General features: G+C 67.3%; 24 protein-coding genes. 14 read left to right on the top strand and 10 right to left on the bottom strand.

Annotated elements, in window-relative coordinates; genetic code table 11:
* Positions 1–197: 197 nt before the first annotated feature.
* Positions 198–1298 (bottom strand): DNA polymerase III subunit beta, encoded by a 1101-nt coding sequence (gene dnaN / locus WBN46_RS18325; RefSeq protein ID WP_192203079.1) that lies wholly within the window; start codon positions 1296–1298, stop codon positions 198–200.
* 431 nt (positions 1299–1729) lie between these two features.
* Entirely contained in the window at positions 1730–3061 is a 1332-nt protein-coding gene (gene dnaA, locus WBN46_RS18320; protein WP_192203228.1) for a chromosomal replication initiator protein DnaA, read from the bottom strand.
* A 271-nt stretch (positions 3062–3332) separates the two neighbouring features.
* Here dnaA and rpmH point away from each other — a divergent pair, with 271 nt between their 5' ends.
* The 6 genes from rpmH to WBN46_RS18290 all read left to right on the top strand — a co-directional run bounded on the left by rpmH (position 3333) and on the right by WBN46_RS18290 (position 9135).
* On the top strand, positions 3333–3473 hold the full coding sequence (rpmH, locus tag WBN46_RS18315; protein ID WP_013536759.1) for a 50S ribosomal protein L34: 141 nt from the start codon (positions 3333–3335) through the stop codon (positions 3471–3473).
* 87 nt (positions 3474–3560) lie between these two features.
* Positions 3561–4001 carry a ribonuclease P protein component gene (rnpA, locus tag WBN46_RS18310; protein ID WP_337732831.1) on the top strand — a complete coding sequence of 147 codons (441 nt, stop codon included), beginning with the start codon at positions 3561–3563 and terminating at the stop codon, positions 3999–4001.
* Positions 4002–4014: 13 nt separating this feature from the next.
* On the top strand, positions 4015–5733 hold the full coding sequence (gene yidC / locus WBN46_RS18305) for a membrane protein insertase YidC (protein WP_337732830.1): 1719 nt from the start codon (positions 4015–4017) through the stop codon (positions 5731–5733).
* An 88-nt stretch (positions 5734–5821) separates the two neighbouring features.
* The gene (mnmE, locus tag WBN46_RS18300; RefSeq protein WP_337732829.1) at positions 5822–7162 is read left to right on the top strand and encodes a tRNA uridine-5-carboxymethylaminomethyl(34) synthesis GTPase MnmE; all 1341 of its coding nucleotides are present in this window, start codon (positions 5822–5824) and stop codon (positions 7160–7162) included.
* A gap of 238 nt (positions 7163–7400) precedes the next feature.
* A complete protein-coding gene (locus tag WBN46_RS18295; RefSeq protein ID WP_192203072.1) occupies positions 7401–8387 on the top strand; it encodes an energy transducer TonB in 987 nt (328 codons plus the stop codon).
* 145 nt (positions 8388–8532) lie between these two features.
* Complete coding sequence (locus tag WBN46_RS18290; RefSeq protein ID WP_337732828.1) at positions 8533–9135, top strand: porin family protein; 603 nt, start codon at positions 8533–8535, stop codon at positions 9133–9135.
* Between the two features lie 75 nt (positions 9136–9210).
* Here the strand turns inward: WBN46_RS18290 and WBN46_RS18285 are convergent, their stop codons facing one another.
* The 4 genes from WBN46_RS18285 to WBN46_RS18270 form a co-directional block, all read right to left on the bottom strand.
* Positions 9211–10401, bottom strand: a complete 1191-nt coding sequence (locus tag WBN46_RS18285; protein WP_337732923.1) for an ABC transporter permease — start codon at positions 10399–10401, stop codon at positions 9211–9213.
* Positions 10402–10403: 2 nt separating this feature from the next.
* Positions 10404–11150, bottom strand: coding sequence for an ATP-binding cassette domain-containing protein (locus tag WBN46_RS18280; RefSeq protein ID WP_337732827.1), 747 nt, complete (start codon positions 11148–11150; stop codon positions 10404–10406).
* Between the two features lie 43 nt (positions 11151–11193).
* Positions 11194–12702, bottom strand: a complete 1509-nt coding sequence (locus WBN46_RS18275) for an alpha/beta fold hydrolase (protein WP_337732826.1) — start codon at positions 12700–12702, stop codon at positions 11194–11196.
* A 108-nt stretch (positions 12703–12810) separates the two neighbouring features.
* Entirely contained in the window at positions 12811–13563 is a 753-nt protein-coding gene (locus tag WBN46_RS18270; RefSeq protein ID WP_337732825.1) for a ferredoxin--NADP reductase, read from the bottom strand.
* Between the two features lie 99 nt (positions 13564–13662).
* Here WBN46_RS18270 and WBN46_RS18265 point away from each other — a divergent pair, with 99 nt between their 5' ends.
* The 4 genes from WBN46_RS18265 (at position 13663) to WBN46_RS18250 (ending at position 16953) form a co-directional block, all read left to right on the top strand.
* The gene (locus tag WBN46_RS18265; RefSeq protein WP_337732824.1) at positions 13663–14634 is read left to right on the top strand and encodes an ABC transporter ATP-binding protein; all 972 of its coding nucleotides are present in this window, start codon (positions 13663–13665) and stop codon (positions 14632–14634) included.
* On the top strand, positions 14631–15440 hold the full coding sequence (locus tag WBN46_RS18260) for an ABC transporter permease (protein ID WP_337732823.1): 810 nt from the start codon (positions 14631–14633) through the stop codon (positions 15438–15440). Before WBN46_RS18265 ends, WBN46_RS18260 begins: the two co-directional genes overlap by 4 nt.
* Entirely contained in the window at positions 15440–16369 is a 930-nt protein-coding gene (gene panE / locus WBN46_RS18255; protein WP_337732822.1) for a 2-dehydropantoate 2-reductase, read from the top strand. The genes WBN46_RS18260 and panE overlap by 1 nt, the downstream gene beginning before the upstream one ends.
* Positions 16370–16437: 68 nt before the next feature.
* Positions 16438–16953: a hypothetical protein gene (locus WBN46_RS18250; RefSeq protein ID WP_192203059.1), complete on the top strand. Its 516-nt coding sequence runs from the start codon at positions 16438–16440 to the stop codon at positions 16951–16953.
* Positions 16954–16957: 4 nt separating this feature from the next.
* Here WBN46_RS18250 and WBN46_RS18245 read toward each other — a convergent pair whose 3' ends face one another.
* Entirely contained in the window at positions 16958–18925 is a 1968-nt protein-coding gene (locus WBN46_RS18245; RefSeq protein ID WP_337732821.1) for a winged helix-turn-helix domain-containing protein, read from the bottom strand.
* 182 nt (positions 18926–19107) lie between these two features.
* Between WBN46_RS18245 and WBN46_RS18240 the strand changes: the two genes are divergently transcribed.
* Both WBN46_RS18240 and WBN46_RS18235 read left to right on the top strand, forming a co-directional pair.
* Entirely contained in the window at positions 19108–19434 is a 327-nt protein-coding gene (locus tag WBN46_RS18240; RefSeq protein WP_337732820.1) for a hypothetical protein, read from the top strand.
* Between the two features lie 98 nt (positions 19435–19532).
* Positions 19533–20786, top strand: coding sequence for a vanadium-dependent haloperoxidase (locus WBN46_RS18235; protein ID WP_337732819.1), 1254 nt, complete (start codon positions 19533–19535; stop codon positions 20784–20786).
* Between the two features lie 29 nt (positions 20787–20815).
* On the opposite strand, the gene WBN46_RS18230 is transcribed toward WBN46_RS18235, so the two are convergent.
* Positions 20816–21625 (bottom strand): TatD family hydrolase, encoded by an 810-nt coding sequence (locus WBN46_RS18230; protein WP_192203055.1) that lies wholly within the window; start codon positions 21623–21625, stop codon positions 20816–20818.
* Positions 21626–21831: 206 nt separating this feature from the next.
* Here WBN46_RS18230 and hrpB point away from each other — a divergent pair, with 206 nt between their 5' ends.
* A complete protein-coding gene (gene hrpB / locus WBN46_RS18225) occupies positions 21832–24318 on the top strand; it encodes an ATP-dependent helicase HrpB (RefSeq protein WP_337732818.1) in 2487 nt (828 codons plus the stop codon).
* Positions 24319–24417: 99 nt separating this feature from the next.
* Complete coding sequence (locus WBN46_RS18220; RefSeq protein WP_225591191.1) at positions 24418–24801, top strand: hypothetical protein; 384 nt, start codon at positions 24418–24420, stop codon at positions 24799–24801.
* A 67-nt stretch (positions 24802–24868) separates the two neighbouring features.
* Here the strand turns inward: WBN46_RS18220 and WBN46_RS18215 are convergent, their stop codons facing one another.
* Both WBN46_RS18215 and WBN46_RS18210 read right to left on the bottom strand, forming a co-directional pair.
* On the bottom strand, positions 24869–25405 hold the full coding sequence (locus WBN46_RS18215) for a pseudouridine synthase (protein WP_337732817.1): 537 nt from the start codon (positions 25403–25405) through the stop codon (positions 24869–24871).
* 60 nt (positions 25406–25465) lie between these two features.
* Positions 25466–26332 (bottom strand): methyltransferase, encoded by an 867-nt coding sequence (locus WBN46_RS18210; protein WP_337732816.1) that lies wholly within the window; start codon positions 26330–26332, stop codon positions 25466–25468.
* Positions 26333–26472: the final 140 nt, after the last annotated feature.

Below are 26472 nucleotides of genomic sequence, written 5' to 3'. Positions count from 1 at the left end.
GGTCCCCTGCGTGCCCCAAGGCAACTGGGCACGGGAAAGGCGAGGGTGGAGCAAGGGGCAGGCGAGCGACAGCGGCATCGCAAGATTCTAGCGTGCGGTGTTGCCCGGAAGCCGGATCGCTCGAAATCGGCACCTGGAAACGACATCGCCCAGCGCGGGGCCGGGCGACTGGTGTGTTTCACGTGGAACAAGGCGGGTCAGAGACGCAATGGCATCACGACATGGCGCGACTTCTCGCTGCTCGCCTCACGCACCAGTGCCGAGGAATTGGCATCGCGCAGCTGCAGGACGATGTGCTCGTCGCGGAGGGCCGACAACGCGTCCAGCAGGTAGTTGACGTTGAACCCGATCGCCAGACCGTCCACCTTGGTGTCGGCTTCGATTTCTTCCTGGGCCTCTTCCTGCTCGGGATTATGAGCGCTGATCTTCAACTGGCCGGGAGAAACCTCGACACGGACGCCCCGGTACTTCTCGTTGGACAGGATGGCGGCGCGCTGCAGGGCGGCGCGCAGGACTTCACGATCCAGCAGGACTTCACGGTCCGCGCCAATCGGAATCACGGCGGCATAGTCAGGGAAGCGGCCATCGATCAACTTCGAGGTGAACGTCACATCATCCCGCTTGACCCGGATGTGGCTGCGGCCGACCTCCAGTTCCAGCGACCGATCGCCACCTTCCAGCAGTCGCTGCAGTTCGGTCACGCCCTTGCGGGGCACGATGATCTGACGCTTGCCCACGGGCGCGCCTTCCAGTTCCGCCTCGCACAGGGCGAGGCGATGGCCGTCGGTCGCCACGCAGCGCAGCGTCCGCTCGCTCAGGTCAAACAGCAGCCCGTTGAGGTAGTAGCGCACGTCCTGCTGGGCCATCGCGAACGAAGTGCGTTCAATCAGCTCCTTCAAGGTGGCTTCCGGCACCTCGATACGTTCGGTCGCTTCGACTTCGTCCACTGACGGGAAATCGTTCGCAGGCAGGGTCGCCAGCGTGAAACGGCTGCGGCCGGCCTGCACCGTGACCTTGTCGCCCGTCTGGCTCACCGTCACCTTGCTGCCGTCGGGCAGCGCCCGAATGATGTCGAACAGCTTGCGCGCCGGGATCGTGGTTTCACCGTCCTGCGCCTCATCGACACCGATACGGGAAATCATCTCCACTTCCAGGTCGGTACCGGTCAGCGAGAGCTGCCCGTTCTGCACCTGCACCAGGAAATTTGCCAATACCGGCAACGTCTGCCGGCGTTCGACCACATTGACCACCTGGGCCAAGGGCTTGAGGAAAGCTTCGCGCTGCAGACTGAAACGCATGAGTGTTGGGGCCCCTTCGCTTTGGATTTTTAAAGACTAAAAGCTTAAAAGCTGGTGGTGATGGTAGGGCCCGAAATCCGGGAAAACCCACATAACCATTTGAATTGAATCAATTTCTTCTTCTTCCAACCCGGTGGACAGGGGCGGGTGTGCCTATGCAGAAACCTGTGGACAACTTTCCGGCCTGATTCCACGCACATCTTATCCACAGAAGGCAGACCTGCTTGTCCACGATGTTATGCGTTGCCCCGTTTCGTCGCCCCACCTACAGTAACGCCACAGGTTGCGGCGGCGGCCTGGAGCAGCGACATCAACGACAGGAAGCGGCATGCCATACGCAGAGCCGGCACCTGCGGCGGACACGCGGGACAACGTGAAGCACTGGCCGGATACCCTGCGTCAACGCGGATGCGCCCCAGGGCGATCCTCGATTACTCGCTGAGTTTCCGGATCAGCTTGTCCCAGTCCTCGCGCAGCTTGCCGTCCGCTTCCATCAAGGTGCGGATCTGTCGGCAGGCGTGCAGCACGGTCGTGTGATCGCGACCGGCGAACGCGTCGCCAATTTCCGGCAGGCTGTGTTCGGTCAGTTCCTTGGCCAGGGCCATCGCCACCTGCCGCGGACGCGCCAGTGAACGCGTGCGCCGCTTGGACAGCAGGTCCTTGACTTGCAGACCGTAGTAGTCTGCCACGGTCTTCTGGATATTGGGGATGCTGATGGCCTGCTGCTGCGCGCGCAGCAGGTCGCGCAGGGTTTCCTGGGCGAACTCCGTGGTGATGGCGCGCCCGGTGAAGTTGGCGCGCGCCGCGAGCGTGTTGAGTGCGCCTTCCAGATCGCGCACGTTGCTGCGCATCTTCTTGGCCAGCAGGAACGCCACGTCGTCGGGGATCTGCGCACCGCGCTCGTGCGCCTTGGCCAGCACGATGGCCGCGCGCGTCTCGAAGTCCGGCGGGTCGATCGCCACGCTCAGGCCCCAGGCCAGGCGTGATTTAAGCCGGGGTTCCAGGCCTTCCACTTCGCGCGGATAGCGGTCGCAGGTCAGGATGATCTGCTGGCGGCCGTCGAACAGCGCATTGAAGGTGTGGAAGAACTCTTCCTGCGTGCGGTCCTTGCCGGCGAAAAACTGGATGTCGTCGATCAGCAACGCATCCACTTGCTGGAAGCGTCGCTTGAACTGGTCCATCGACTTTTCGATCAGTGCCTTGGTCATGGCGCTGAAGAACTGTTCGCTGCGAAGGTACAGCACGCGCGCATTCGGGTTCTGCCGGCGCATTTCATTGCCGGCCGCGAACATCAGGTGCGTCTTGCCAAGGCCGGTGCCGCCGTACAGCAACAATGGGTTATGCGAGCGATCGCCCGGCTTCTGTGCGGCCTGCCATGCGGCGGCGCGACCGAGCTGGTTGCTGCGGCCTTCGACGAAATTGTCGAAGGTGTAGTGCAGGTCCATGTTGCCGGCGAAAGGCTCGGCGGGCGCCGCAACGCCAACAGCGCCATGGCCTGTCGCGACCGGCGCGTTGATGTCGACCGGTTTGCTGCGCGAACCGATTTCCAGCGAAACGTCACCGTGGCCGACAAAGTAGTCCAGCAGCTCACGGATGCGGCCCAGGTAACGCTCGCGAACCTGCTCCACGATGAAGGCGTTGGGTGCGTACAGCACCATGGCATTGCTGCGCTGCTCGGCCTGCAAGGGCTTCAGCCAAGTGTGTACATCCTCGGCCGGCAGTTCGGCTTCCAGGCGTTCGAGGCAACGGGGCCAGGCATCCATCAGGTGGAACAACTCGCGTGTGGGGTAGAACAGGCCATCCCGCGTTGCCGGAGGCAGCACGGGGCGGAGTCAATGGGGTCAGCCAGACTACCACCGGCGTCGGGACCCGCCAACGATCCTGTGCATAAGATGTGGATGAAGCGCGTGAACGGCACCGTGTTCAGCCCGTTGCGAAGGACCATCGTGTCGAAAGCACCGGGGGAGTTGACCGTAAGCCGGTGGTTCCTATAGAATTTCCGGTTCTTTCCACCCGAACACGCCCGAGGGCCCCATGGCCACCAAGCGCACTTACCAACCCAGCAACCTGAAGCGCAAGCGCGACCATGGTTTTCGTGCCCGCATGAAGACCGCCGACGGCCGCAAGATCCTGGCCCGTCGTCGTGCCAAGGGCCGCAAGCGCCTGACCGCCTGATGGCTTGGCCGCACATCGCGGCCATGCATCCATGCGTTCACTGCATCACCAGGAGCCCGCCCGGTCACGAGCGGGCTTCTTGCTGAGATGAGCACCACTTTCCCGCGCGCCGCGCGCGTCCGCGCGCGAGCAGACTATGCGCGTGTGTTCGATCAGGCGCGCCGCACCTCCGATCCGATGCTGAGCCTGCACTGGCTGCCGGGCGAGGGGCCTGCACGCCTGGGGTTGGCGGTATCGCGCAAGGTCGATACGCGCGCCGTCATGCGAAACCGGATCAAGCGCCAGTTGCGCGAACACTTCCGTCGTCTGCGCGCGGGCCTTCCCGGCGGCGACTACGTGGTGGTCGCGCGCGCGCCGGCTGCCAAGGCGGATGCAGGCCAGCTGCGGGCGACCTTCGAACGCGTCCTCGTGCGTGCCGGCGCATTGCCGCCACCGGCACCGGGCGGCACAATGCCGCCGGGCTTGAATTCCCCTTCGCCGCCACCCACTCCTTCTTCTTCGACCAAACCGGTTTCCGACGCCGGTTGAGACTGCCTGCCTGATGAACCAGACCCGTGTATTCCTGATCTTCGCCTGGCTGATGGTGGCGACCTTGTTGTGGATGCAGTGGGGCCAGCAGAAGGCGGCCCCCGTGGCGCCCGCTGCGGCCACGCTCGCGACGGCAGCGCCCGCCGGCAGCACCGTGCCGACCGCGACCCCCAGTACCGGCACCGCACCCGATGCCAGCGGGACCGTGCCGACGGCGCCGATGGTGCCCGCCACGCCCGCGACGGTGGCGAAGACATCGACGACTGCACGGGTGACGGTGTCCACGGACGTGCTGCGCCTGGTCGTGGACGGGGGCAGCGTGCTGCAGGCAGACCTGCTGCATTACCCGCAGAGCAAGGCGCCGGGCAGTGGCCCGGTCCGCCTCATGAGCGAAGACCCCCAGCATTTCTACGTGGCCGAAAGCGGTTGGGTCAGCGGGCAGTCGAAGGCGCCCGACCACCATGCGTTCGTGCCCGAGAACGGTGCCGGCGATGTCGCGCTCGCCCAGGGCGCCGACAGTGTCCGCGTGCCGTTCCTGTGGCAGGGCCCGGACGGCGTGAGCATCCGCCGCACCTACACCTTCAAGCGCGCCAGCTATGAGGTGGAAGTACGCGACGAGGTCGTCAACGCGGGCACCGGCACCTGGCAGGGCACGGTCTACCGTCAGCTGCTGCGCACACCGCCGGAGGTCAAGAGCGGGATGACCAATCCGGAGTCCTTCAGTTTCAGCGGCGCCACCTGGTGGGACGGCGGCTACCAGCGCCGCAAGTTCAACGAGGACTATCTGGAAGACGGTCGCGTCGATGCGCAGGTGAAGGGTGGCTGGATCGCGATCCTGCAGCACCACTTCTTCACGGCATGGATTCCGCACACCGACGACACCACCACCATCTCGCTCGACAACCCGAATGGCGGCGCGCGCGCGTTGATCCGCGAGATGGGGCCGGGTGTGAATGTCGGCCCGGGCCAGCAGGCCACCACGACTGCCCGCTTGTGGATAGGTCCCAAGCTGGTCGACAAGATCCATGCGATCAACGCGCCCGGCATCGACCGCGTGGTCGACTACAGCCAGTTCGCGATCCTCGCGCTGCTGGGCCAGGGCCTGTTCTGGGTGCTGAACTTCCTGCATGGCTTCATCGGCAACTGGGGCTGGTCGATCATCGGCCTGGTGATCCTGGTGAAGCTGGCGCTGTATCCGCTGTCGGCGGCGCAGTACAAGAGCTTCGCCAAGATGCGCAAGTTCCAGCCGCGCATCCAGCAGTTGAAGGAGCGCTACGGCGACGACAAGCAGAAGTTCCAGGTCGCCATGATGGAGCTGTACAAGAAGGAGAAGATCAATCCGATGGGCGGCTGCCTGCCGATCCTCGTGCAGATGCCGGTGTTCCTGGCGCTGTACTGGGTGCTGGTGGAAACCGTCGAACTGCGCCAGGCGCCGTGGTTCGCGTGGATCCAGGATCTGACCGCGCGCGATCCGTACTTCATCCTGCCCGTGCTCAACATGCTGGTGATGTGGCTGACGCAGAAGCTGACGCCGGCGCCGGGCATGGACCCGATGCAGCAGAAGATGATGCAGTTCATGCCGCTGGTGTTCGGCGTGATGATGGCCTTCTTCCCGTCCGGCCTGGTGCTGTACTGGGTCACCAACGGCGCGCTGGGCCTGCTCCAGCAGTGGTGGATGACCAAGCGCCACGGCGAGTCGGCCACGCCACCGAAGGCCGCGACGGCGAAGTAATTGTCGCCCACCGCTGCGCCCCGAAGCCCGCCCTCCGGCGGGCTTCGTGTTTCCGCTACCCTGAAAGCTCACCCGCCGGCATTTGCCCATGAACAATGCACAGGACACCATCGTCGCCATTGCCAGCGCTCCGGGCGCGGGCGGTGTCGGCATCGTGCGTCTGTCCGGGCCTGTCGCGCAGGCCATCGCGAAGAATATCTGCGCGTGTACGCTGACTCCCCGGCATGCACACTACGTGCGTTTCCTCGATGAAGAACGCCGCGTCATCGACGACGGCATCGCGCTTTCGTTTCCTGCTCCCGCCAGTTTCACCGGCGAAGACGTGGTCGAGCTGCAGGCGCACGGCAGTCCCGTCGTGCTGCAGCAACTGGTGGCGCGCGCATGCGCACTGGGCGCGCGCATGGCACGGCCGGGCGAGTTCTCCGAACGCGCGTTCCTCAACCACAAACTCGATCTCGCCCAGGCCGAAGCCATCGCCGACCTGATTGCCGCCGCGGATACCCGCGCGGCGCGCGCGGCCCGGCGCTCGCTCGACGGCGTGTTCTCCACGCGCGTCGACGGCATCGGCCAGTCGCTGCTGGCCTTGCGCGTGCATGTGGAAGCCGCGATCGACTTCGCCGACGAATCGATCGACACGCTCGGAGGCGAGCAAGTGCGCGCACGTCTGGCGGATACCCGCGATTCGCTTGCCGGTCTGATCGCCGATGCGGAACGCGGGCGCAAGCTGCGCGACGGCATGCACGCCGTCATCGTCGGTCCGCCGAATGCCGGCAAGAGCTCGCTGCTCAATGCACTGGCGGGCAGCGAGCGGGCCATCGTCACCGACGTGGCGGGCACCACGCGCGATACTTTGCGCGAAACCATCCGGCTGGATGGCCTGGAACTGCATCTGGTGGATACCGCAGGCCTACGGGATGGCGGCGACGCGATCGAACGCGAGGGCATGCGGCGCGCGCGCGCGGAGCTCACGCGCGCCGATGTCGCGCTGGCGGTGGTCGATGCGCGCGATCCCGACGCCGGCCGCGCTGCGATCGCCGACAGCATCGCCGGTGTGCCCACGGTGCTCTGGATCCACAACAAGGCCGACCTGCTGGCCGAGGTGCCCGCGGATGACGACGCCAGCGTGCATGTCTCCGCCGCGACGGGCGCCGGCCTGGCGCGCCTTCACGAGCGCCTGCGCGCGCTGGCCGGAGAGCCGGCTGCCGCGGGAGGCGAAGGCGAGTTCTCGGCGCGTGCCCGTCATGTGGAAGCACTGCATCGCGCCTCCCTCCATGCGGCGTCCGCAGCGGAGCAACTGCGGTACGAACACCTGGAACTGGCGGCCGAGGAACTGCGGCTCGCCCATGACGCGCTGGGCGAAATCACCGGCCGCCTCAGCGCGGACGACATGCTGGGCCACATCTTCTCCACGTTCTGCATCGGCAAGTGACGCGCCTCCGTCCGGGTCTGACCAAAACTGTGACGTACGTCAAGTGTCGGTGATGAGGAGGCGACGTACCCTGACCACCGGGTAGGGGTACCCGGAAGGCATCGCGCCGTTTCCCGCCTGACCAAGTGTCGGCGTGCGGCGACGGGCCCACGTTGACAACCAACGTCCGATCCCGCGTCCTATGCGGGTCGGGGCTGTGTCGCCATCATTAGAAACGCACTTGGGGGAGTAGAAACTGATGTCCTTGATCAAAACGACCGGGCGCCTGCGTTACATCGCGCCGTTGCTGCTGATCGTCGCGGTGGCGGCGTGCTCGAAGAAGGAAGAACCCGCCGCGCCTGCCGCCGGTGCGGCTGCCACGCCCGCCGCACCGCCGCCGCCGGCCGTGTCTGCCGAGGTCCAGGCCATGAACGCCGATGCCCTGCGTGACGCCGCCACCAAGGCGCTGCGCGAGAACCGGATCTACGCGCCGGGTGGCGACAATGCGATGGAGTACTACCTCGCCCTGCGCGACAAACTGCCGAACGATCCCGGTGTCAGCAGCGCGCTGACCGACCTGATGCCGTACACGCTGATCGCCGCCGAGCAGAGCATCGCGCGCGAAGAGTTCACGGAGGCCCAGCGCCTGTCCGCCATCATCGAAAAGGCCGACCCCAAGGCGCCGGCGCTGCCGCGCCTGCAGCAGAGCATCGCCGCCGCGCAACAGGCGGTGGCCGAGCGCGCGGTCACCGACGATGCCAAGACCAAGGCTGACGATGAGGCGCGCCAGAAGGAACAGCAGCGCCTGGCCCAGCAGGCCGAACAACAACGCGCCAGCGAGGCCGCGGCGGCACAGCAACTGGCCCAGCAGCAGGAAGCGGCCCGCGCCGAGGCCGCTCGCCAGGAAGCCGAACGCCAGGCAGCCGCCCAGCGTGAAGCTGCGGAACGCCAGGCAGCCGCGACCCGTGCCGCCGTTCCCGCCGCTGCGCCGGCGCAATCGCTGCGTGCAGTCAGCACGCCGGCACCGCGCTATCCGCCTGAAGCCCTGCGCTCGGGCACCAGCGGTGAAGTGCTGGTGGAAATCACCGTGGGCACCGACGGATCGGTGACCAACGCACGCGTGGTGCGTGCCACCCCGGCGCGCGTCTTCGACCGCGAAGCGCTCAACGCAGTGCGACGCTGGCGCTTCGAACCGCTGGATGCGCCGGTCACCACGCGCCGCACGATTGGTTTCAGCCCCGGCTGATCCACGCTTCGGCGAGAAGAGAGAAGAGCCGGCCATGCGCCGGCTCTTTCTTTTTGTGAGACGAATGGTGATGCGAAGTGGGCCGCGCGCGCGACGCAGCGATTGAATGTGATGTGATCGCATGCAGTAGACAATCGTCTTCCCGGTGCTTGATGTGCACCGCCCGCATGGCGGGCAACACATCACACCCAAGGAAGGATTCCATGAAGCACGTTCTTTTCCTTGCGCACTGTTCCTCGCAACCCTGTCCGCGCCGACCATGGCCACCGAAGCCGGCCAGTGGTACGGCCGCTTCGAGATCGGCCACAGCGACCTCAAGCTGAGCGTCGATGGCCTCAGCGCCGACGACACCGATACGGCCTATGGCGTGCGCGTGGGCCACTACTTCCACCCCAGCTTCGCCGTGGAAGGTTTCTATTCCATCCTGGGCGATCGCTCGCTGGAAGGCGTGTCGTTCGACATGGATGCAGTGGGCATGGGCGTGGTGGGCAAGAAGAACTTCGGTGCCGACGACACCGGCTTCTTCATCGCCGGACGTGCGGGTGCACAGAGCGTCAATACCAAGCTCAGCGTGGATGGCCTTCGCCTGCGCGAACGGTCGACCAAACCCTACGTGGGCATTGGCGTGGGCTACGATTTCGATCACCACAACGGTCTCAGCCTGAACTACGACTACAACAAGGCCGACCTGTTCAACGCCGATGTGAAGGCACAGACGCTGACGCTGGGTTACGAATACCGCTTCTGAAGCAGCCCGAAGCGCGCACGAAAAACGGCCACCCGAAGGTGGCCGTTTTCTTTCGAAGGATCGAGACGGCAGGCACTATCCGGCGACGGCGAGCTTCTCCTGGTGGTACCTGCGCACGGCGGCGAACCACAACAGTGCAGCCACGCCGAACGCCGCAGCGATGTAGATGGCCCAGGTCTGCGGACCGATGTACTCGTTGCGGATGACCTTCAGCAGCAACTGGTTCTGTGCCAGGAACGGCACGGCGAACTGCCACGGCTGGCTCTTCAACGGGTTCGCCATCAGCGCGAACGTCGGGATCATCGGCAGCAGCATCAGCCAGGTCATGTGGCTCTGTGCCTCCTTCATGCTCTTGGCCGACGCCGCGAGATAGGTGAGCAGCGAGGTGCCGATGAACAGCATCGGCAGCAGGATCAGCAGCATCTTGCCCATCGACAGGAACGACACATTCAACTGGCGGCCCAGCGTGCCGGCGAACTGCGCGCTGAACTTGAACGCCAGCAACGTCAGCAGCAGGGTGGTCAGGCCGATCACGCACGCCGCCGCGATCTTGCCGCTCACCACCGCACTGCGCGGTGCCGGCGTGGCCAACAACGGCTCCAGCGACTGCCGCTCGCGCTCGCCGGCCGTTGCGTCGAGGATCAGGTAGGCGCCACCGATGAAGGACGTCAGGATCAGCAGGTAGGGCAAGAGTACCGACAGCAGCATGCCCTGCTTGGCCTCGGGCGTGGCCAGGTCCTGCATGCCGACGTTCACCGGCCGCGCGACGGACGCATCGACACCACGTGCCAGCAGACGCAGTGCGCCGACCTGCTGGCTGTAGGCCGAGAGCGCGGCATTGACGCGCTGGGTGGGAATGTCCGCGTCACGACGCGTGCTGTCGCGGATGATCTCCACCAGCGCGGGACGACCGTTGCGCCAGTCCTCCGCATAGCCGGGGCTGATGCGCAACGCGACATCGATCTCCTGCGTGCGGATCGCGGCATCGAGGTTGGCCGGCGCCTTCGCCGCCGTGATGCCGTTGGTGGCAAGGAACTTCACCAGGTTCGGTGCATGTTCGGCGCCCACCATCGGAACCTCCAGCGTCTTGTCGACCTGGGTGCGGATGCGGTTTTCGGTCAGGTAACCCATGCCCAGCATCAGTGCCGGATAGAGCAGCGGCCCCAGGAACAGTGCCAGCGCCAGCGTGCGGCGGTCACGGGAAAGGTCGCGCAATTCCTTGCGCATCACGGTGAACACCGTAGACAAAAGACGGGTACGGAACATGTTCATGCCAGCAGGCCCTCTTCCGAACCGATCACTTTGACGAACGCATCCTCCAGATTGTCCTCGCCTGCCTGTGCACGCAGCTCGTCGGCGGTGCCGGCGGCGACCACCGTGCCCTTGGCGATGATGACGATGCGGTCACACAGCGCCGCGACCTCCTGCATGATGTGGCTGGAGAAGATCACGCAACGGCCCTCTTCGCGCAGTTGGCGCAGGAAGCCCCGCATCGCGCGCGTGGTCATCACGTCCAGGCCATTGGTGGGCTCGTCGAGGATGACGTTGCGTGGATCGTGCACGAGTGCGCGTGCGATGGCGGTCTTCGTCCGCTGGCCCTGGCTGAAGCCTTCTGTCTGGCGGTCGAGGATGTCGCCCATGTCCAGCGCGTCGGACAGTGCCTTCGTGCGCTCGGCGATCTGCTTCGACGACAGCCCATGCAGTTCGCCGAAGTAGGCGATGTTCTCGCGCGCGGTCAGGCGCTTGTACACGCCGCGCGCATCCGGCAGAACGCCGAGCGCGCGCCGTACCGCGACAGGATCGCGCGCGGTGTCGATGCCGTCCACGGTGACCTTCCCGCGATCAGGTGTCATCAATGTGTAGAGCATGCGCATGGTGGTGGTCTTGCCGGCGCCGTTGGGGCCGAGCAGGCCGGTGATCTGGCCGTCGTGGGCGGTGAAGCTGACGCCGTCCACGGCGGTGACCGTGCCGGTCTTGGTCTTGAAGGACTTGTGCAGGTCGTTGGCGATGATCATTCGGTCATGTCCATTGAAGAAGGGCGGGCGCGCAGGGCGCGGCTCACGGCTCCCAGCCGTTGAAGCTGGTGAAAGGCGGTACATAGTCGAGGCTGTCGAGGCACTTCGCGTCCAGATCCTTGGCGCTCGCGGTCTCCAGGAAGCGGCCGAGGAGCTTGGGCATGCAGCCGACGGCGAACGTGCCGTGGCCCTGACCCTTCAATACCAGGTGGCGTCCATTCGACAGCGTGCGCAGCACCTGGTCGCCGTAGCGCGGCGGCGTGACCGGATCCAGCTCGCCGGAGGTCAGCAGTGTCGGGATGTCGGATGTCCACGCGGTGTGGAAGTCGGCCGGCCGCTTGCCCGTTGGCCACGCACCGCACTGCGTCTTCAGGGTGTCGCCCAGCAGGCTGCCAAGCACCGTGTCGGCGTCGCCGGGGTCGGCCTTCAGCAGGTCGGCGTCCTCGGCGCAGATCACCGACAGCTGCATGCCGTGCATGAACTGGTCGCCGACCTGCGTTTCCAGCAGCTTGGACAGCGACATCAACGAGCCGTAGCGGCCCTGCTGTGCTTCGTTCAACACCAGTGGCAGCAGTGCGGTGCCCTGCGGGAAGTAGGAGTACATGCGCGTGATGCCGGCGACGGTGCCTGCAGTGACTTCGCCAGTGACCAGTTCGCCGGTCGAGGGGTCGCGATACTCGGTACTCACCGGCGCGGCCGCCAGCCGCGTCATCAGCGTGCGCAGCTGTCCGCGCAGGTCATCGCCGAAGCGGTCCCTGCAGGTCTGCGTGGCCTGGCAGCGCTGGAACTGCAGCGCCAGCGCCGCGTCCAGGTTGCGCGCGTGCTCGCTGCCCAGTACCAGCTCGTTCGGCACCACACCGTCGATCACCACGCTGCGCGTGCTGTCCGGATGGCGCATGGCGTACTGCTGCGCCACGCGTGTGCCATAGGAGCCGCCGACCAGGTTGATCTTCGCCGCGCCCAGCGCCTTGCGCACGCTGTCCAGGTCGCGCACGGCATCGGTGGTGGTGTAGAAGCGCGGGTCGGCCTGCAGCGACGCGGCGCAGTCGCGTGCGAACGCGACCGCGGCGGTCTCGCTGAGGTCCTCCGCATCGCTGTAGGCATTGCGGCCCTTGTCGTCCTTGCACGACAGCGGGTTCGACTTGCCGGTGCCGCGCTGGTCGACCAGCACGATATGGCGCGACTTGCGTACCTCGCGGAAGGCGGCGTCGATGGCGGGCCAGACCTGCACTGCGGCCTGTCCGGGGCCACCGGCGAGGAAGAACACCGGATCGTCGGTGGCGGCCCCCTCATTGGTCGCCGGCAGCCACGCGATGTTGAGCGCGACCTTGCGGCCCGTGGGCTTGGCCGGGTCTTCGGCCACGTTGAAGGTCGCGCACTGCGCCTCCACCGTGGTGGTCAGGTGGGGCGCCGTCAGCGTGCACGGCTTGAAGGCGATATCGCCGTAGTGGCGCACGGCTTGCTGGTCGGGGCTGGTAGCGGTGCCCTGGCAGCCTGCCAGCAGCAGGACGCCCAGGGCCGGCGCGAGGGATCTACGAAGAGTGGAGTCCATGCATCTGTTCCGTTGTAGGCGGGTTCCAGCATGCCATGACGGTGCAGCGCGGCGGATGTGACCGGGCAAGTGCGGGCGCGATAGCGGAAGGTCGCTGCCCGGCAGGGACTACTTGCTGCTGACGTACTTCTCGCGGCGTATCTGGGGAATCGGCAGGCCGCAGCCTTTCAGCGCCTCGAAGCAGGCGTCCACCATGTCCGGGTTGCCGCACAGGTAGGCGATGTCGCGCGCCGGATCCGGCGCGAACTCCGCGAGGTGCTGCTGCACATAACCCTGGCGCACGTCAGGGTGCGGATGGGACGGCAGTTCACGCGAGAGGCAGGGCACGAAGCGGAAGCCGGGATGCGCATCGGCGAACGCACGGAACTCGTCGCCGTACAGCAGTTCGGTGGGCGTGCGGGCGCCCTGCAGCAGCACGACCTCCACGCCGCGTTCGGCGATCAGTGCTTCCAGTTGCGGCAGCATGGAACGGTACGGCGTGACGCCGGTGCCAGTGGCAATCAGGAGATAGCGCGCGTTGCGGTCGCCGGGCATCAGGCAGAAACGGCCGAAAGGGCCGCTGGCCTCCACGTGGCCGCCTTCCGGCAGGCCTTCGAACAACGCGGTCGCCGCCCCGCCCGGCACGTAGCTGACCGCGATCTCGACCGCTTCGCCCGGACCCATCGCATGGTCGTGGATGGTGGCCAGCGAATAGCTGCGCTTGGTCGCCGTGCCGTCGGCATAGGCGAAGTGCACCTGGATGAACTGGCCGGGGATGAAGTCCAGCGGCTGCCCGTCATCGCGGACGAAGCTGTAATGCCCGACGCTGGGTGCCAGCATGCGGCGTCCGACGAGCTTCAACGGGAAATGCACGATCGCCAAGGCGGCTGGAACACTGTGTGGCCCGGGGCGGCCCCGGCGGGACGCCTATAATAAGCGCTCGCATCCCCCGGGCGCCTTCGCGGCGCCACAAGGTATCCCATGGCGTCCGCAACAACGGCTCCGGCGGCGGCTCCCGCGCTGGCCATCACCGACCTGCGCAAGGTCTACGACACCGGCGTACAGGCCCTCAAGGGCGTGTCGCTGCAGGTCGAGCCCGGCGACTTCTTCGCGCTGCTCGGCCCCAACGGTGCAGGCAAGTCCACCCTCATCGGCATCGTCAGTTCGCTGGTCAACAAGAGCAGCGGGCAGGTCGACGTGTTCGGCGTGGACCTGGACCGTGACCGCGACGGCGCGATGCGCCTGCTGGGCCTGGTGCCGCAGGAGATCAACTTCAACATGTTCGAGAAGCCGCTCGACATCTGCGTGAACTACGCGGGCTTCTACGGCATCCCGCGCGCCGAAGCGCTGGTGCGGGCCGAAGAGGAACTCAAGCGCGCCCAGCTGTGGGAAAAGGCCCACGTCATGAGCCGCACCCTGTCGGGCGGCATGAAGCGCCGGCTGATGATCGCCCGCGCCATGATGACGCGCCCCCGCCTGCTGATCCTGGACGAACCGACCGCAGGCGTCGACATCGAGATCCGCCGCGGCATGTGGAAGACGCTGAAGGACATCAACGAGGCAGGCACCACGATCATCCTGACCACGCATTACCTGGAAGAGGCCGAGAGCCTCTGCCGCAACCTGGCCATCATCGACCGTGGCGTCATCGTCGAACAGGGGCCGATGCGCGCATTGCTGGCCAAGCTGGACGTGGAGGGCTTCCTGTTCGACATCGACGGCGAGCTGCCGGCGCAGCTGCCGGTGATCGAAGGCACCACGCTGTCCGCCACCGACAGTCACACCCTGGACTTGGACATGCCGCGTGCGATGGACCTCAACCGCGTCTTCACTGCCCTGGGCGACGCCGGCATCCGCGTGCGCTCCATGCGCACCAAGAGCAACCGGCTGGAGGAGCTGTTCGTGCGCCTGACCGGCGACGAAGCCGCCGCCAAGCGGGAGCAGGCCGCATGAGCGCCGTCGATCCGCAAGAGACGGCCATGACGACGCCGCTGCAGAAGAACCTCGTCGCGCTGGGCACCATCGTGCGCCGCGAAGTGAACCGCATCCTGCGCATCTGGGGCCAGACCCTGGTGCCGCCGGCCATCACCATGACGCTGTACTTCCTGATCTTCGGCGGCCTGATCGGCTCGAAGATCGGCGACATGGGCGGCTACACCTACATGGAGTTCATCGTGCCGGGCCTGGTGATGATGAGCATCATCCAGAACAGCTACGGCAACATCAGCTCCAGCTTCTTCGGCGCCAAGTTCGGCCGCCACGTGGAAGAACTGCTGGTCAGCCCGATGCCGAACTGGGTGATCCTGCTCGGCTACGTGGCCGGCGCTGTGCTGCGCGGCCTGATGGTGGGCGCCATCGTGCTGGTCATCGCGATGTTCTTCACCAAGGTCCGCGTGCCGCACCCGCTGGTGACCATCACCACCGTGCTGCTGGGCGCGACGATCTTTTCGCTGGCCGGCTTCGTCAATGCGGCGTACGCGAAGAAGTTCGATGACATCGCCATCGTGCCGACCTTCATCCTCACCCCGCTCACCTACCTGGGTGGCGTGTTCTATTCGGTGACCCTGCTGCCGCCGTGGGCCGAAGCGCTCACGCACGCCAACCCGATCTTCTACATGGTCAACGCGTTCCGCTACGGCCTGCTCGGCACCAGCGACGTGCCGCTGTGGGTGGCGTATGCGCTGATGATCGGGTTCGTCGTCGCGCTGGCATCGCTGGGCCTGTGGCTGCTGAAGAAGGGCGTGGGGCTGCGCAGCTGATGCGCGTGCTCGTGCTCGGCGCCGGCGGTACAGGCGGTTACTTCGGTGGTCGGCTGGCACAGGCGGGCGTCGATGTCGGTTTCCTCGTCCGTCCCGTGCGCGCGGTCCTGTTGCGGGATCGCGGCCTGCGCATCCGCAGCCCGCTGGGCGATGCCGATCTGCCCGTGCAGGTGCTGACGGCGGACGAACTGCCCCATGCCACACCGTTCGACCTGGTGCTGCTGAGCTGCAAGGCCTACGACCTGGACAGCGCGATGGACGCCATCGTGCCGGCGGTCGAGGCAGGTGCCCGCGTGCTGCCGCTGCTCAACGGCCTGCGCCATTACGAAGCCCTGGATGCACGCTTCGGTTTCCCGAACGTCCTCGGCGGCCTCTGCTTCATCAGCGCCACGCTGGGTGGCGAAGGCGAGATCCTGCATCTCGGCAAGCCGGCATCGATGACGTTCGGCGAACGCGAAGGTCAGTCGCCCGATGCGCGCCTGCAGGCGCTGGCCGCCGCCTGCGCGCAGGCCAGCATCGACCATCAGCACACGCCGGACATCGCACAGGCGCAATGGGTGAAGTACAGCTTCCTTGCCGCGCTCGCGGCGGGAACCTGCCTGATGCGTGCGCCGATCGGCACGATCGTGGCGGGCGAGGGCGGCAAGGAGTTCATGGCCGCCCTGCATGCCGAATGCGTCGCGGTCGCAGCCGCCAGCGCCCATCCGATCCCCGAGCCGGCGCATGCCGGCGCGCGCGACACGTTGACGATGCCGGGCTCACCGATGAAGGCGTCGATGCTGCGCGACCTGGAGGCGGGCCAGCGTGTCGAAGCCGCCCACATCGTCGGCGACATGGTCCATCGCGCGGCCTCGCACGGCATCGCCACGCCCCACCTGCAGGCCGCCTGGGCGCACCTGCAGGCCTACGAGGCACAGCGGGCGGCCTGAGCCGCAGGCTTCACGCCGCGCTGACGGCGCCTGCCTCCATCCTGCGCCACCTTCCCGGTGGCGCCACCATGAAGCACCTGCAGAAACTCTTCCTTGCCGGCCACCTGGCCATCATCGCCCTGTTCTTCTTCGCCGCCGCCGCGCTGGTCGTGCTGGCGGCCAGCGAGTTGTGGCATGGCGTGGTCATGGCGGGCGGAGACGCCGGCCTGCGCGACCGCTTCGACCGCATCCTGGAGAGCATCGGCATGCTGACCATCGGGCTGGTCGCGCTGGAGCTGGCGCAGACGGTGTTCGAGGAAGAGGTGCAGCGTGACGTCAAGGTCAGCGGACCCACGCGCGTGCGCCGTTACCTGTCGCGCTTCCTCGTGGTCATCGTCATCGCACTGTCGATCGAAACACTGGTGGCCACGTTCGAGCTGATGCACGAGGACGCGCGCCAGCTTCCGTACGTCATCGCGATAGGCGGCTCGGCGGCGTTGCTGCTGGTGGCGTGGGGCGTGTTCGTCCGCCTCAACCGCAGCGCCGAGGAACTGGAACCCGAAGCGATGGAGCAGGCGAAGTCGGAAGACCGCAAGGTCGACTGATGCCTCATTCGCACACCGCGCCGTCGCCCTGCGCACGGCACTGTGCCGGGAATCCGTGCGCCCGCCAGTAGGCGAGGATGCCGTTGTCGCGCAGGAACCGCTGGAACGCGGGATCGCGCCGCAGGTAGGCCAGGTCCTTCGTCCACAGCAGCAGGTCCCAGGTGGAGTAGCCTCGTTGGCGCACCTGGTTGAGGTCGTCGATCAGAGAAGCAGCGTTTGCGGGCGCGTCGGGTGCCAGTACGCGCGAGAAGTTGCCCATGCCGGTGGTTTTTTCGTACGCATCGAACGCGGCGATCGCGCGCGGCCATCGGGAAGGATCGATCAAGGCCTCCGACGTGGCGATGTATCCGGGCGCGAGTTGCTTCGCATACGCATCGGGGTGGTTTGGCCCGTCGATGTCTACCTTCGCGATCCGCAAAGCGCCTGCGTAGTCCTTGCGCCAGACGGCATTGAACCAGCGCGCATAGGCCGCGTAGGCGGGAAGGGGTTCCAGCAGGCGGTGCGCTTCGTCGTGCCGTCCCTGTGTATCCAGCACGCGTGCCAGCATGAAGCCGCCGTTGCGGCCCAGGGGATCGCGCGCGTGCAACTCGCGCGCCCCGGCTTCCGCGCGATCGAGGTACCCCAACCTGGCCAGCGAGAGCGTCATGCCGTAGGCCATCTCCGCGTTGCTGGGGTTCACCCGCAATGCCTGCTTCTGGAGGGACAGGCAGCGTTCCCAGTCGTCGGCGATGCAGGCATTGGCGGCGAGTACGAAGTACGGCTCGGCGAGGGTCGCGTCCAGGCGTTGGGCCAGTGTCGCCTCGCGGATGGCTTCCTCGCGCAGGGTGGCGGCCAGCGTCGGTCGCCGTTGGGCACGAATCTCGAGTGCCAGGGCGAGCCCGGCATGGGCGCGGGCATCGTCCGGGCGCTCGCGAAGCAGCACGCGGAATTCCCGCTCCGCACGCTCGGTCGATGTCTCGGGCGGCAGGTCGCGCAGGCTGACCAGCGCGCGCGCCATGTGGTAGCGACGCAGGAATTCGGCATCGCCGCTGCGCGACGGCGGGGTGGTCAGCCCCAGGCGGAGGGCGAGCGAACCTGCAACCGTCTCGGCAATCTCGCGTTGCAGCAGCAGCACTTCCGAGGCGTCGCGATCGAAATCCTTCGTCCACAACGCGCCGCCGCCGCGCGCGTCGACCAGGCGCAACCGCACGCGCAGGGATTGGCCGGCCTGCTGCAGGTTGCCTTCCAGTGCATGTGTGATGCCGAGCCGTTGCACCAGCGTCGCCGGGTCGGCCGAAGCATCGGTGGCCAGTTGGGTGGAGTCGCGCGCGATCACGCGCAGCCCTTGCACTTGCGCCAGGCTGCAGATCAGTTCCTCACCCAGGCCGTCGGCGATGATCCGCACGCTGTCGCCCTCGCCGATCGGCTTCAACGGCATGACCACCAGCGTGGGTGGCGCGGCGGCAGCGGCTGCCTTCGGTGGGGCCGGGTCAAGGTGCACGGCGTTCGCCGTCGAGCGGGTAGACCACCACCAGGCCGCGCCGATCGCACCCGCCGCGACGAGAAGCGCGGCGTACCAGAACACGGCAGGCGCGGTGCGGCGGCGCGCATCCGCGTTCGCGTCCGCATGCACCTCGGCTGCGGCTCCGGCAGGCTCGGTTGTCGGTGGCCCGGCGATGACCGGCATGTCGAAGCGGTAGCCCACGCCATGCAGGGTGTGCAGCAGCCGGGGATGGTGGGCGTCTTCGCCCAGTGCGTGGCGCAGCAGGGTCACGATCCGGTTCAGCACGCCGGGGGTGACGTGCCGGTGGCCCCAGACAGCGTCGAGGATCTCATCGCGGGTAAAGACGCGACCGGGATCGCCGACCAGCAGCGCCAGCACGCCGAATGCCTTCGGCTCCAGCGCCTGCTCTTCGCCCGCACGCCACAGGCGTCGGCCGGCCAAGTCGATCGTGGTGTCGCCGAAGTGCAGTGCGTGGTCGGGCGAGGACATGGCGGAGCAGCATCCCCGGGGTCGGTCTTCCTTCAACGCAGCGCGCGTGGCCGGTCGGCCTAAGCATTCCCCAAGGTTTCGCGGGGTATCTCCGCGCCTGCCTCAGCGTTTCCTCAAGACCGGTGGTCCCGAGGGGCGGACGCTGGTGGCCGACGCCCGACTTCCGGGCCGAGGAGAACGCCATGAACCCGTACGCCCCCATCGTCGCGCTGGTCGTCCTGTCCGTCGCCACGCCGTCCATTGCCGGGCCTGCCGGCGCCGACGAGACAATCGCGCCGCGCATCGTGATCGACTGCGCCCGCCCGCGCCTGCCGCCGCAGCATGAGGTCGGGGCCCTGCTGGGCCAGCACAACGCCAGCCAGGTCTACGCCAGCCGCGCCGTGCTGATGGGCGAGGCACGCCGTGCCTGCCGCCGCCAGGGTGCGCGCCCGCAGCGCGTGGTCTTCGAACGTGCCCCGTCCCGCCCGTCGGAGACGCGCCGCATGGCCGACAACCGGCGCAGCGAATGATGCGCCGGCCTGCATGCCCGTGCCGGACAGGCATCCTCCGGCATGGACTGATTGCCGCCCTGCAGGGCGGCCCTCCACCAACACGAAGGAAGTCCATCATGAACCTGATCTCCACCGCGGCCCGCCGCTTCACCGTCCGTCGGCGCCGCTTCGTCCTGCTCATCGCGGCCCTCGCGCCCGGCCTGGCCCAGGCCGACGCCGTCATCGACTGGAACACCACCGCCTGGCAGACCGCGACGGCGGCAGGCGCGCCGCCGATCCAGACGCGCGTCAATGCGATCACCCACCTGGCGATCCACGACGCGCTGAACTCGATCGAGTTGCGTTATGAACCCTATGCGGGCGCACACCCCGCCGCGCGCGGTGCCTCGCCGGAGGCGGCGGTGGCCACCGCCGCCTACATGACGCTGTCGATCACGGTGCCTTCGCAGGCGACCGCACTGGAGACGACATACGACACCTACCTGGCCGGACTCACGTGCCCGTCCGCATTTCCCGATTGCGTGAGCGACGGCATCGCCGTCGGTTCGGCCGCCGCCGCCGCGATCCTCGCGCTACGCGCGAACGATGGCGCGGCAACGCCGCATGCGCCGTACTCGGCACCGCTGCTGCCGGGCGTGTACCAGCCCACGGCACCCAATTTCGCGCCGCCGCAGTTCAGCAACTGGGGCAAGGTGAAACCGTTCGCGCTGAACCACGTCACCCAGTTCCGCGCGGGCCCGTCGCCCCTGCTGAACCTGCGCAGCGGCACCTACCGGCGCGAGTACCAGGAGGTGATGGCGGTCGGCAGCGCCGCGGTGCGCGGCGCGCCGCAGAACGTGGATTCATACGAAAGCCGTGCTGCGCGCTACTGGGCCGGTGGCGGCGCCAACGCCAATGCCATTGCCCAGCAGGTCGTCGCCGGCCGCGGCCTGGACCTGTGGCAGCACGCGCGCCTGTTCGCGCTGATGAACATGGCCCAGGCCGATGCATCCTTCGGTGTGTTCAACGGCAAGTACCACTACAACTTCTGGCGCCCGATCACCGCGATCCATGCGGCCGGCAACACGCAGTGGATGTCGTACCTCGCATCGCCGCCCTATCCGGACTATGCCAGCGGCCTGTCGGCGCTCACCGCGAGCGCGATGGAGGTGCTGCGACGCCTGCTGGGCACGGATGCCTTGCCGTACACGTACACGGCCGCCGGCATCGAACGCCATTTCGACACGCTGTCGCAGGCCGAACACGAGGCGGCGATGTCGCGCGTGTATGCCGGCATCCACTTCCGCACGGCATGCATGGACGGCCTGAAGCAGGGCAACAAGATCGGCAACTACGTGACCCGCCACTACCTGCGGCCACGCCGGCGCTGACGCGGGGATACCCGTCCGGGGCGTCGCCGTCAGGTGGCGTCCCGGCCCGCCGGGGGCAGCCGGAAGAACGCGCGCGCGGTCGCCGTCGTCGCCACAGCCGTGACCTCGATGTCCTCGCCGCGGTCGCGCGCCAGCTCGGCGACAATGTGGGCCAGGTACATCGGCTCGTTGCGGCGGTGCGAGGGTTGCGGCTTTACCGTGCGCGGCAGCAGGTAGGGTGCGTCGGTCTCGATCATCAGCCGGTTCGCCGGGATGTTCTTCACCAGTTCGCGCAGGTGCAGGCCGCGGCGCTCGTCGCACAGCCAGCCGGTGATGCCGATATGCCAGTCCTGGTCCAGGCAGTCGAACAGTTCCTTCTTCGTGCCGGTGAAGCAGTGCACCACGGCCGGGCCGAGCCTGCCGTCGAAGTTCTTCATCATCGCAACGAAGTCGTCGTGCGCGTCGCGCTGGTGCAGGAACAGCGGCTTGCCGGTGTCCACGGCGATCTGCAACTGGCGCTCGAATGCCTTGCGCTGGGCCGGGCGCGGCGAGAAATCGCGGAAATAGTCCAGCCCGCATTCGCCCACGGCGACGACCTCGGCGTGCGCCAGCAGCGCGCGCATCTCGGCATCGCATTCGTCGGTGTACTCGGTGGCGTGGTGCGGATGCACGCCGGCGGTGGCGAACAGTTCCCCGGGATGCGCCTGTGCCAGCCGCAATGCCATCGGCGAATGCTCGCGGCTCGCGCCCGTGACGACCTGCTGGACTACCCCGGCTTCGCGCGCGCGCTGCAGCACCGCGTTGCGGTCGTGGTCGAAGCTGTCGTGGGTCAGGTTGGCGCCGATGTCGATGAGATCCATGACGGCCATTTTAGTCGTTGGAACAGGCTGTTGTAGGAGCGACGTGAGTCGCGACCGGAAGAAAAGAGGGTCCGGACGGCCGAGCTCACAAGAACAGGGTCGTTTGGTAGCGTCGTGGCTGACCCCGTTGTGAGTGTGCAGAACCGTGCGGTCGCGACTCACGTCGCTCCTACAGTGGGACCGCATGCGTTTATCCTTTGCGCCGCATGCCGTCGCCCACGTTCCCGATCACGCCGCTGCTGCCGGACATCGTCCGCAGCCTGTCCGACCACCCGCGCCTTGTGCTGGAGGCGCCACCCGGCGCCGGCAAGACCACGCAGGTGCCGCTGGCGTTGCTTGACCAGCCCTGGCTGCAAGGGAAGAAGATCCTGATGCTGGAGCCGCGCCGCGTGGCCGCGCGCGCGGCAGCCGGCTTCATGGCGAAGCAGCGGGGTGAGGCCGTCGGCGACACGGTCGGTTACCGCATCCGGTTCGAGAACAAGGTCGGACCGAAGACCCGCGTCGAAGTCGTCACCGAGGGCATCCTGACCCGGATGATCCAGGAGGACCCGATGCTGGAGGAAGTCGGCGCGATCCTCTTCGACGAGTTCCACGAACGCCACCTCGCCGGCGACCTGGGCCTGGCGCTGGCACTGGACGTGCAGGCGCAGCTGCGCGAGGACCTGCGCATCGTAGTCATGTCCGCCACGCTCGATGGCGAGAAGCTCGCGCGGTTCCTCGACGCGCCGCGTCTGAGCAGCGAGGGTCGCGGTCATCCCGTCCAGGTCGCCCACTTCGCTGCCCGCCGGGACGAGACGATCGAGGTACAGGCGCGCCGGGCGATTGAACAGGCCGTGCAGGCGCATCCCGGCGACGTGCTGGTATTCCTGCCGGGCCAGCGCGAGATCGCGCGCGTGGCGACGATGCTGGCGGGCGTCCTGCCGCAGGACGTCGTCGTCCTCGCCCTGCATGGCGAACTGCCGGTGGAGAAACAATCCGAAGCCCTGCAATCCGATCCGCAGGGCCGCCGTCGCGTGGTGCTGGCCACCAATGTGGCCGAATCATCGGTGACGCTGCCGGGCGTGCGCGTGGTGGTCGACAGCGGACTGGCGCGCGAGCCGTCCTATGATCCGAACAGTGGCTTCTCGCGCCTGGAAGTGACCAGCATTTCGCAGGCGTCCGCGGATCAGCGCGCCGGTCGTGCCGGCCGCGTGGCCGAAGGCTGGGCCTACCGGCTGTGGCCGCCGTCGCAACGGCTCGATCCGCAGCGCCGTCCGGAGATCGCGTTGGTCGAACTGGGTTCGTTGGCATTGGAACTGGCCGCCTGGGGCAGTGACGACCTGCGCTTCGTCGATGCACCGCCGCCGGGCGCGCTGAACGCCGCGCGGGATCTGTTGGCTCGCCTTGGCGCGCTGAGCGCGTCGCAGGCCATCACCCCGCTGGGCAAGCGCATGCTGGCACTGGGCACCCATCCGCGCCTGGCCGCGATGCTGCTGTCGGCGACGGGAGCGGAGGATCGCGCGCTGGCCGCCGATCTGGCCGCGCTCGTCGAGGCGCGCGATCCCTTGCGCATGGGGGGCGATGCCCTGGCCGCACGCTGGCGGGCGCTGGCGGCGTTCCGCATGGGGCGTGCACCGCACGAAGCACATCGCACCGGACTGGCTGCCATCGATGCCGCCGCGAAGCAGTGGCGCCGCCGCATCCGCGAAGACGCACCGCCGCCCTCGTCCCTCGAAGCGCACCGTCTCGGCGATGTGCTCATGCATGCCTTTCCCGACCGCATCGGTACCCAGCATCCGCAGGATCCGCGTCGCTACCAACTGGCGAACGGGCGCACGGCGCGCCTGTTCGACGACAGCGCGCTGTTCGGCGAACCCTGGATCGTCGCCAGCGAACTGCGTTACGAAGCACGCGACGCCTTGATCCAGCGCGGCGCGCCCGTGGACGAGAAACGCCTGCGCACCGAGTTCGCCGACCGCTTCGTCACCGAGGACACCGTGCGCTGGGATGCGTCGCGTCGCGCGCTGGTGGCGCAACGCGAATCGCGCTTCGACCAGATCGTCTTCGATGCACGCCCGGCTGGACGCGTCGATCCCGCGCTCGCGGCGGCGGCATTGACGGACGCCGTGCGCGAACTGGGATTGGACGCGCTGCCCTGGCCCGAGTCGCTGCGGCAATGGCGCGAGCGTGTGCGCTGCCTGCGCGAGTGGATGCCGGAGCTGGGTCTTCCCGATGTCGGCGACGACGCGCTGATGGCCACGCTCGACGACTGGCTCAAGCCCGCATTCGTCGGCAAGACGCGGCTCGACGCGCTGGAAGAGGACGCGCTGGCAAATGCGCTGAAGTCAGGCGTGGACTGGTCGCTGCGGCAGCGCATCGATCAACTGGCGCCCGTACGCATCATCGTGCCGTCGGGCATGGAGCGCCGTATCGAGTACGCGCACGGCCACCCGCCGGTACTGGCGGTGAAGCTGCAGGAACTGTTCGGCCTCGCCGACACCCCGCGCGTGGCGGATGGTCGCGTGCCGGTGCTGCTGCACCTGTTGTCGCCGGGCGGCAAACCGCTGCAGGTCACCTCGGACCTGCGCAACTTCTGGAACTCCACCTACGCCGAGGTGAAGAAGGAAATGAAAGGGCGGTATCCGAAACATCCATGGCCGGATGATCCGTGGAGCGCGCAGGCGACCCATCGCGCCAAGCCTCGCGGCACCTGATCCGTTCAGCCGGGGGCCAGCCCGGCGGCGTAGTGCTAACGCGCCTTGAACATCCCTCCATGGACACTGATCCCGTTACCCACCTTCAGGGAAGGCATCATGAGCAAATTGACCACCATCACCGACCGCGCACTCGAACTGGCAAGCCAGGCGGGCACCAGTCTCAGGCACGCCGTGCCCAGTGCAGACAGGCTGCTGCAGACGGGAGCCGCGCTGGGCGTCGCCAGGACCGGCGGCAAGCTCGCAGTGAATTTCGTGCGGCGCAATCCTGCCGTCGCGGTGGCCACCGGCATTGGCGTGGGCCTGCTGGCGCTGGTCGCCTACCGCAAGCGCAAGCGCGACCAGGCCAATGCGCCTATCGAGGGCAAGTCGCGCCGCGTCGAAGCGCGCAAGGTCAACGGGGCTGGCAAGACCTCCACGGCGCGCAAGACCGGCACGCCGCGCAAACCCCGGAGCACGGCGTCGCATTCGGCGGAGAGCTGATCGACGCAGGGTGTTCTTGTGTCCGGTCCCGCATCGCTCCCACGGGGCGATGCGGTTCTTCCACGTCCTACACCTCGCGCCACTGGCCGGGCGCCAATCGGTCCAACCGCACGTCTCCCATTGCCACGCGGACCAACCGCAACGTCGGCACGCCTGCCGCCGCCGTCATGCGGCGAACCTGGCGATTGCGACCTTCGGTGATGGTCACTGCCAGCCATGTGTCCGGTACCGATTTGCGGTAGCGCACGGGCGGATCCCGTGGCCACAAGGCTGGCGCGGGTTCGAGGCGCTCGATCCGTGCGGGCCGCGTGGGGCCATCGTTCAACACCACGCCGTGGCGTAGCACCTCGAGTTGCCCATCAGTGGGCACCCCTTCCACCTGGACCCAATAGGTCTTCGGCTGCTTGTGGCGCGGATCGGTCAGCCGGTTCGCCAGCGTGCCGTCGTCGGTGAGCAGCAGCAGGCCTTCACTGTCGTAGTCCAGCCGCCCTGCGGCATACACGCCGGGCGGCAGGCCGAATTCCGCCAGCGTCCGCCGCGGCGGATCGCTGCGATCGGTGAACTGGCAGAGCACGTTGAACGGCTTGTTGAACGCAATCAGCATGGAAGACCAGGGAACCGCGGCGTCACGCCCATGCGGGACGTGGCGCCGTCGGCGGCGAGATCAGGATTGCGGCTTCACGAACCGCAGCGTCATGCGGTCGCTCTCGCCGATCGCCTGGTACTTCGCGCGGTCCGCTTCCGGATGGTTGTTGGACGGCGGCAGGGTCCACACGCCGTTCGGATGGTCCTTGGTGTCCTTCGGGTTCGCATTCACTTCGCTCTTCGCGTCCAGGCGGAAGCCCGCCGCTGCCGCCAGCGCGATGACCTGCGCCTCGCTGACATAGCCGGAGTCGTCGTCCGCCGCCACGTCCTGGTTCGCGCGGTGTTCCACCACGCCCAGCACGCCGCCGGGCTTGAGCACGTCGAAGAAGCCCTTGAACATGCCCTCCGCCTGCTGCGCGCTGCGCCAGTTGTGCACGTTGCGGAAGGTCAGCACGACATCGGCGGAGCCTGCGGTGCCGAATACCGGCGCGGCGGGGTTGTATTTCACCATCGTGGCCTTGTCGAACTGCGCGGGCCCGTCGGTGAACTTCTTCTGCAGGCCGTCCACGCTGCGCTGGTAGTAGTTGCGGCTCTTCTCGGCGACCGAGGCAGGATCGACCACGGCGGCGACATACTGGCCTCCCGCCTTCAGGTAGGGGCCGAGGATTTCCGCGTACCAACCGCCGCCGGGCGTGATCTCGACCACGGTCTGCGTCGGCGTCACGCCGAAGAACGACAGGGTTTCCTTCGGGTGGCGATGGACGTCGCGCGCTGCATTCTTCGGGTCACGCCATTCGCCTTTCAGCGCGGCGTCCAGCGCAACCGTATCGGCAGCGGACAGCGACTGCGTCGCATGGGCAGGCTTGGCCGGCGATGCAGCGAACAAGGGTTGCGAGGCAGCCAGCGCCGCCACGAGCGCCAGGGACAGCGGAATGCGAGTCGTCATGCGTGAGCCCTCCAGAAAGGTGCGCGGAGACTAGCACGCGGCATGTTCAGCCGGCATGGCGGCCACCGCAGGCCGTGCACGCTTCATCGCATCCGGACGTGCAGCGGCGAGTAGACTGGCGGGCGTCGGCGGCCATGGAG

The sequence above is a fragment of the Pseudoxanthomonas sp. CCNWLW251 genome (genome assembly GCF_037402255.1).
Taxonomy (GTDB): Bacteria; Pseudomonadota; Gammaproteobacteria; order Xanthomonadales; family Xanthomonadaceae; genus Pseudoxanthomonas_A.
The sequence above is the reverse complement of the archived record's forward strand: the minus strand, read 5'-3'. Positions and strand labels throughout refer to the sequence as shown.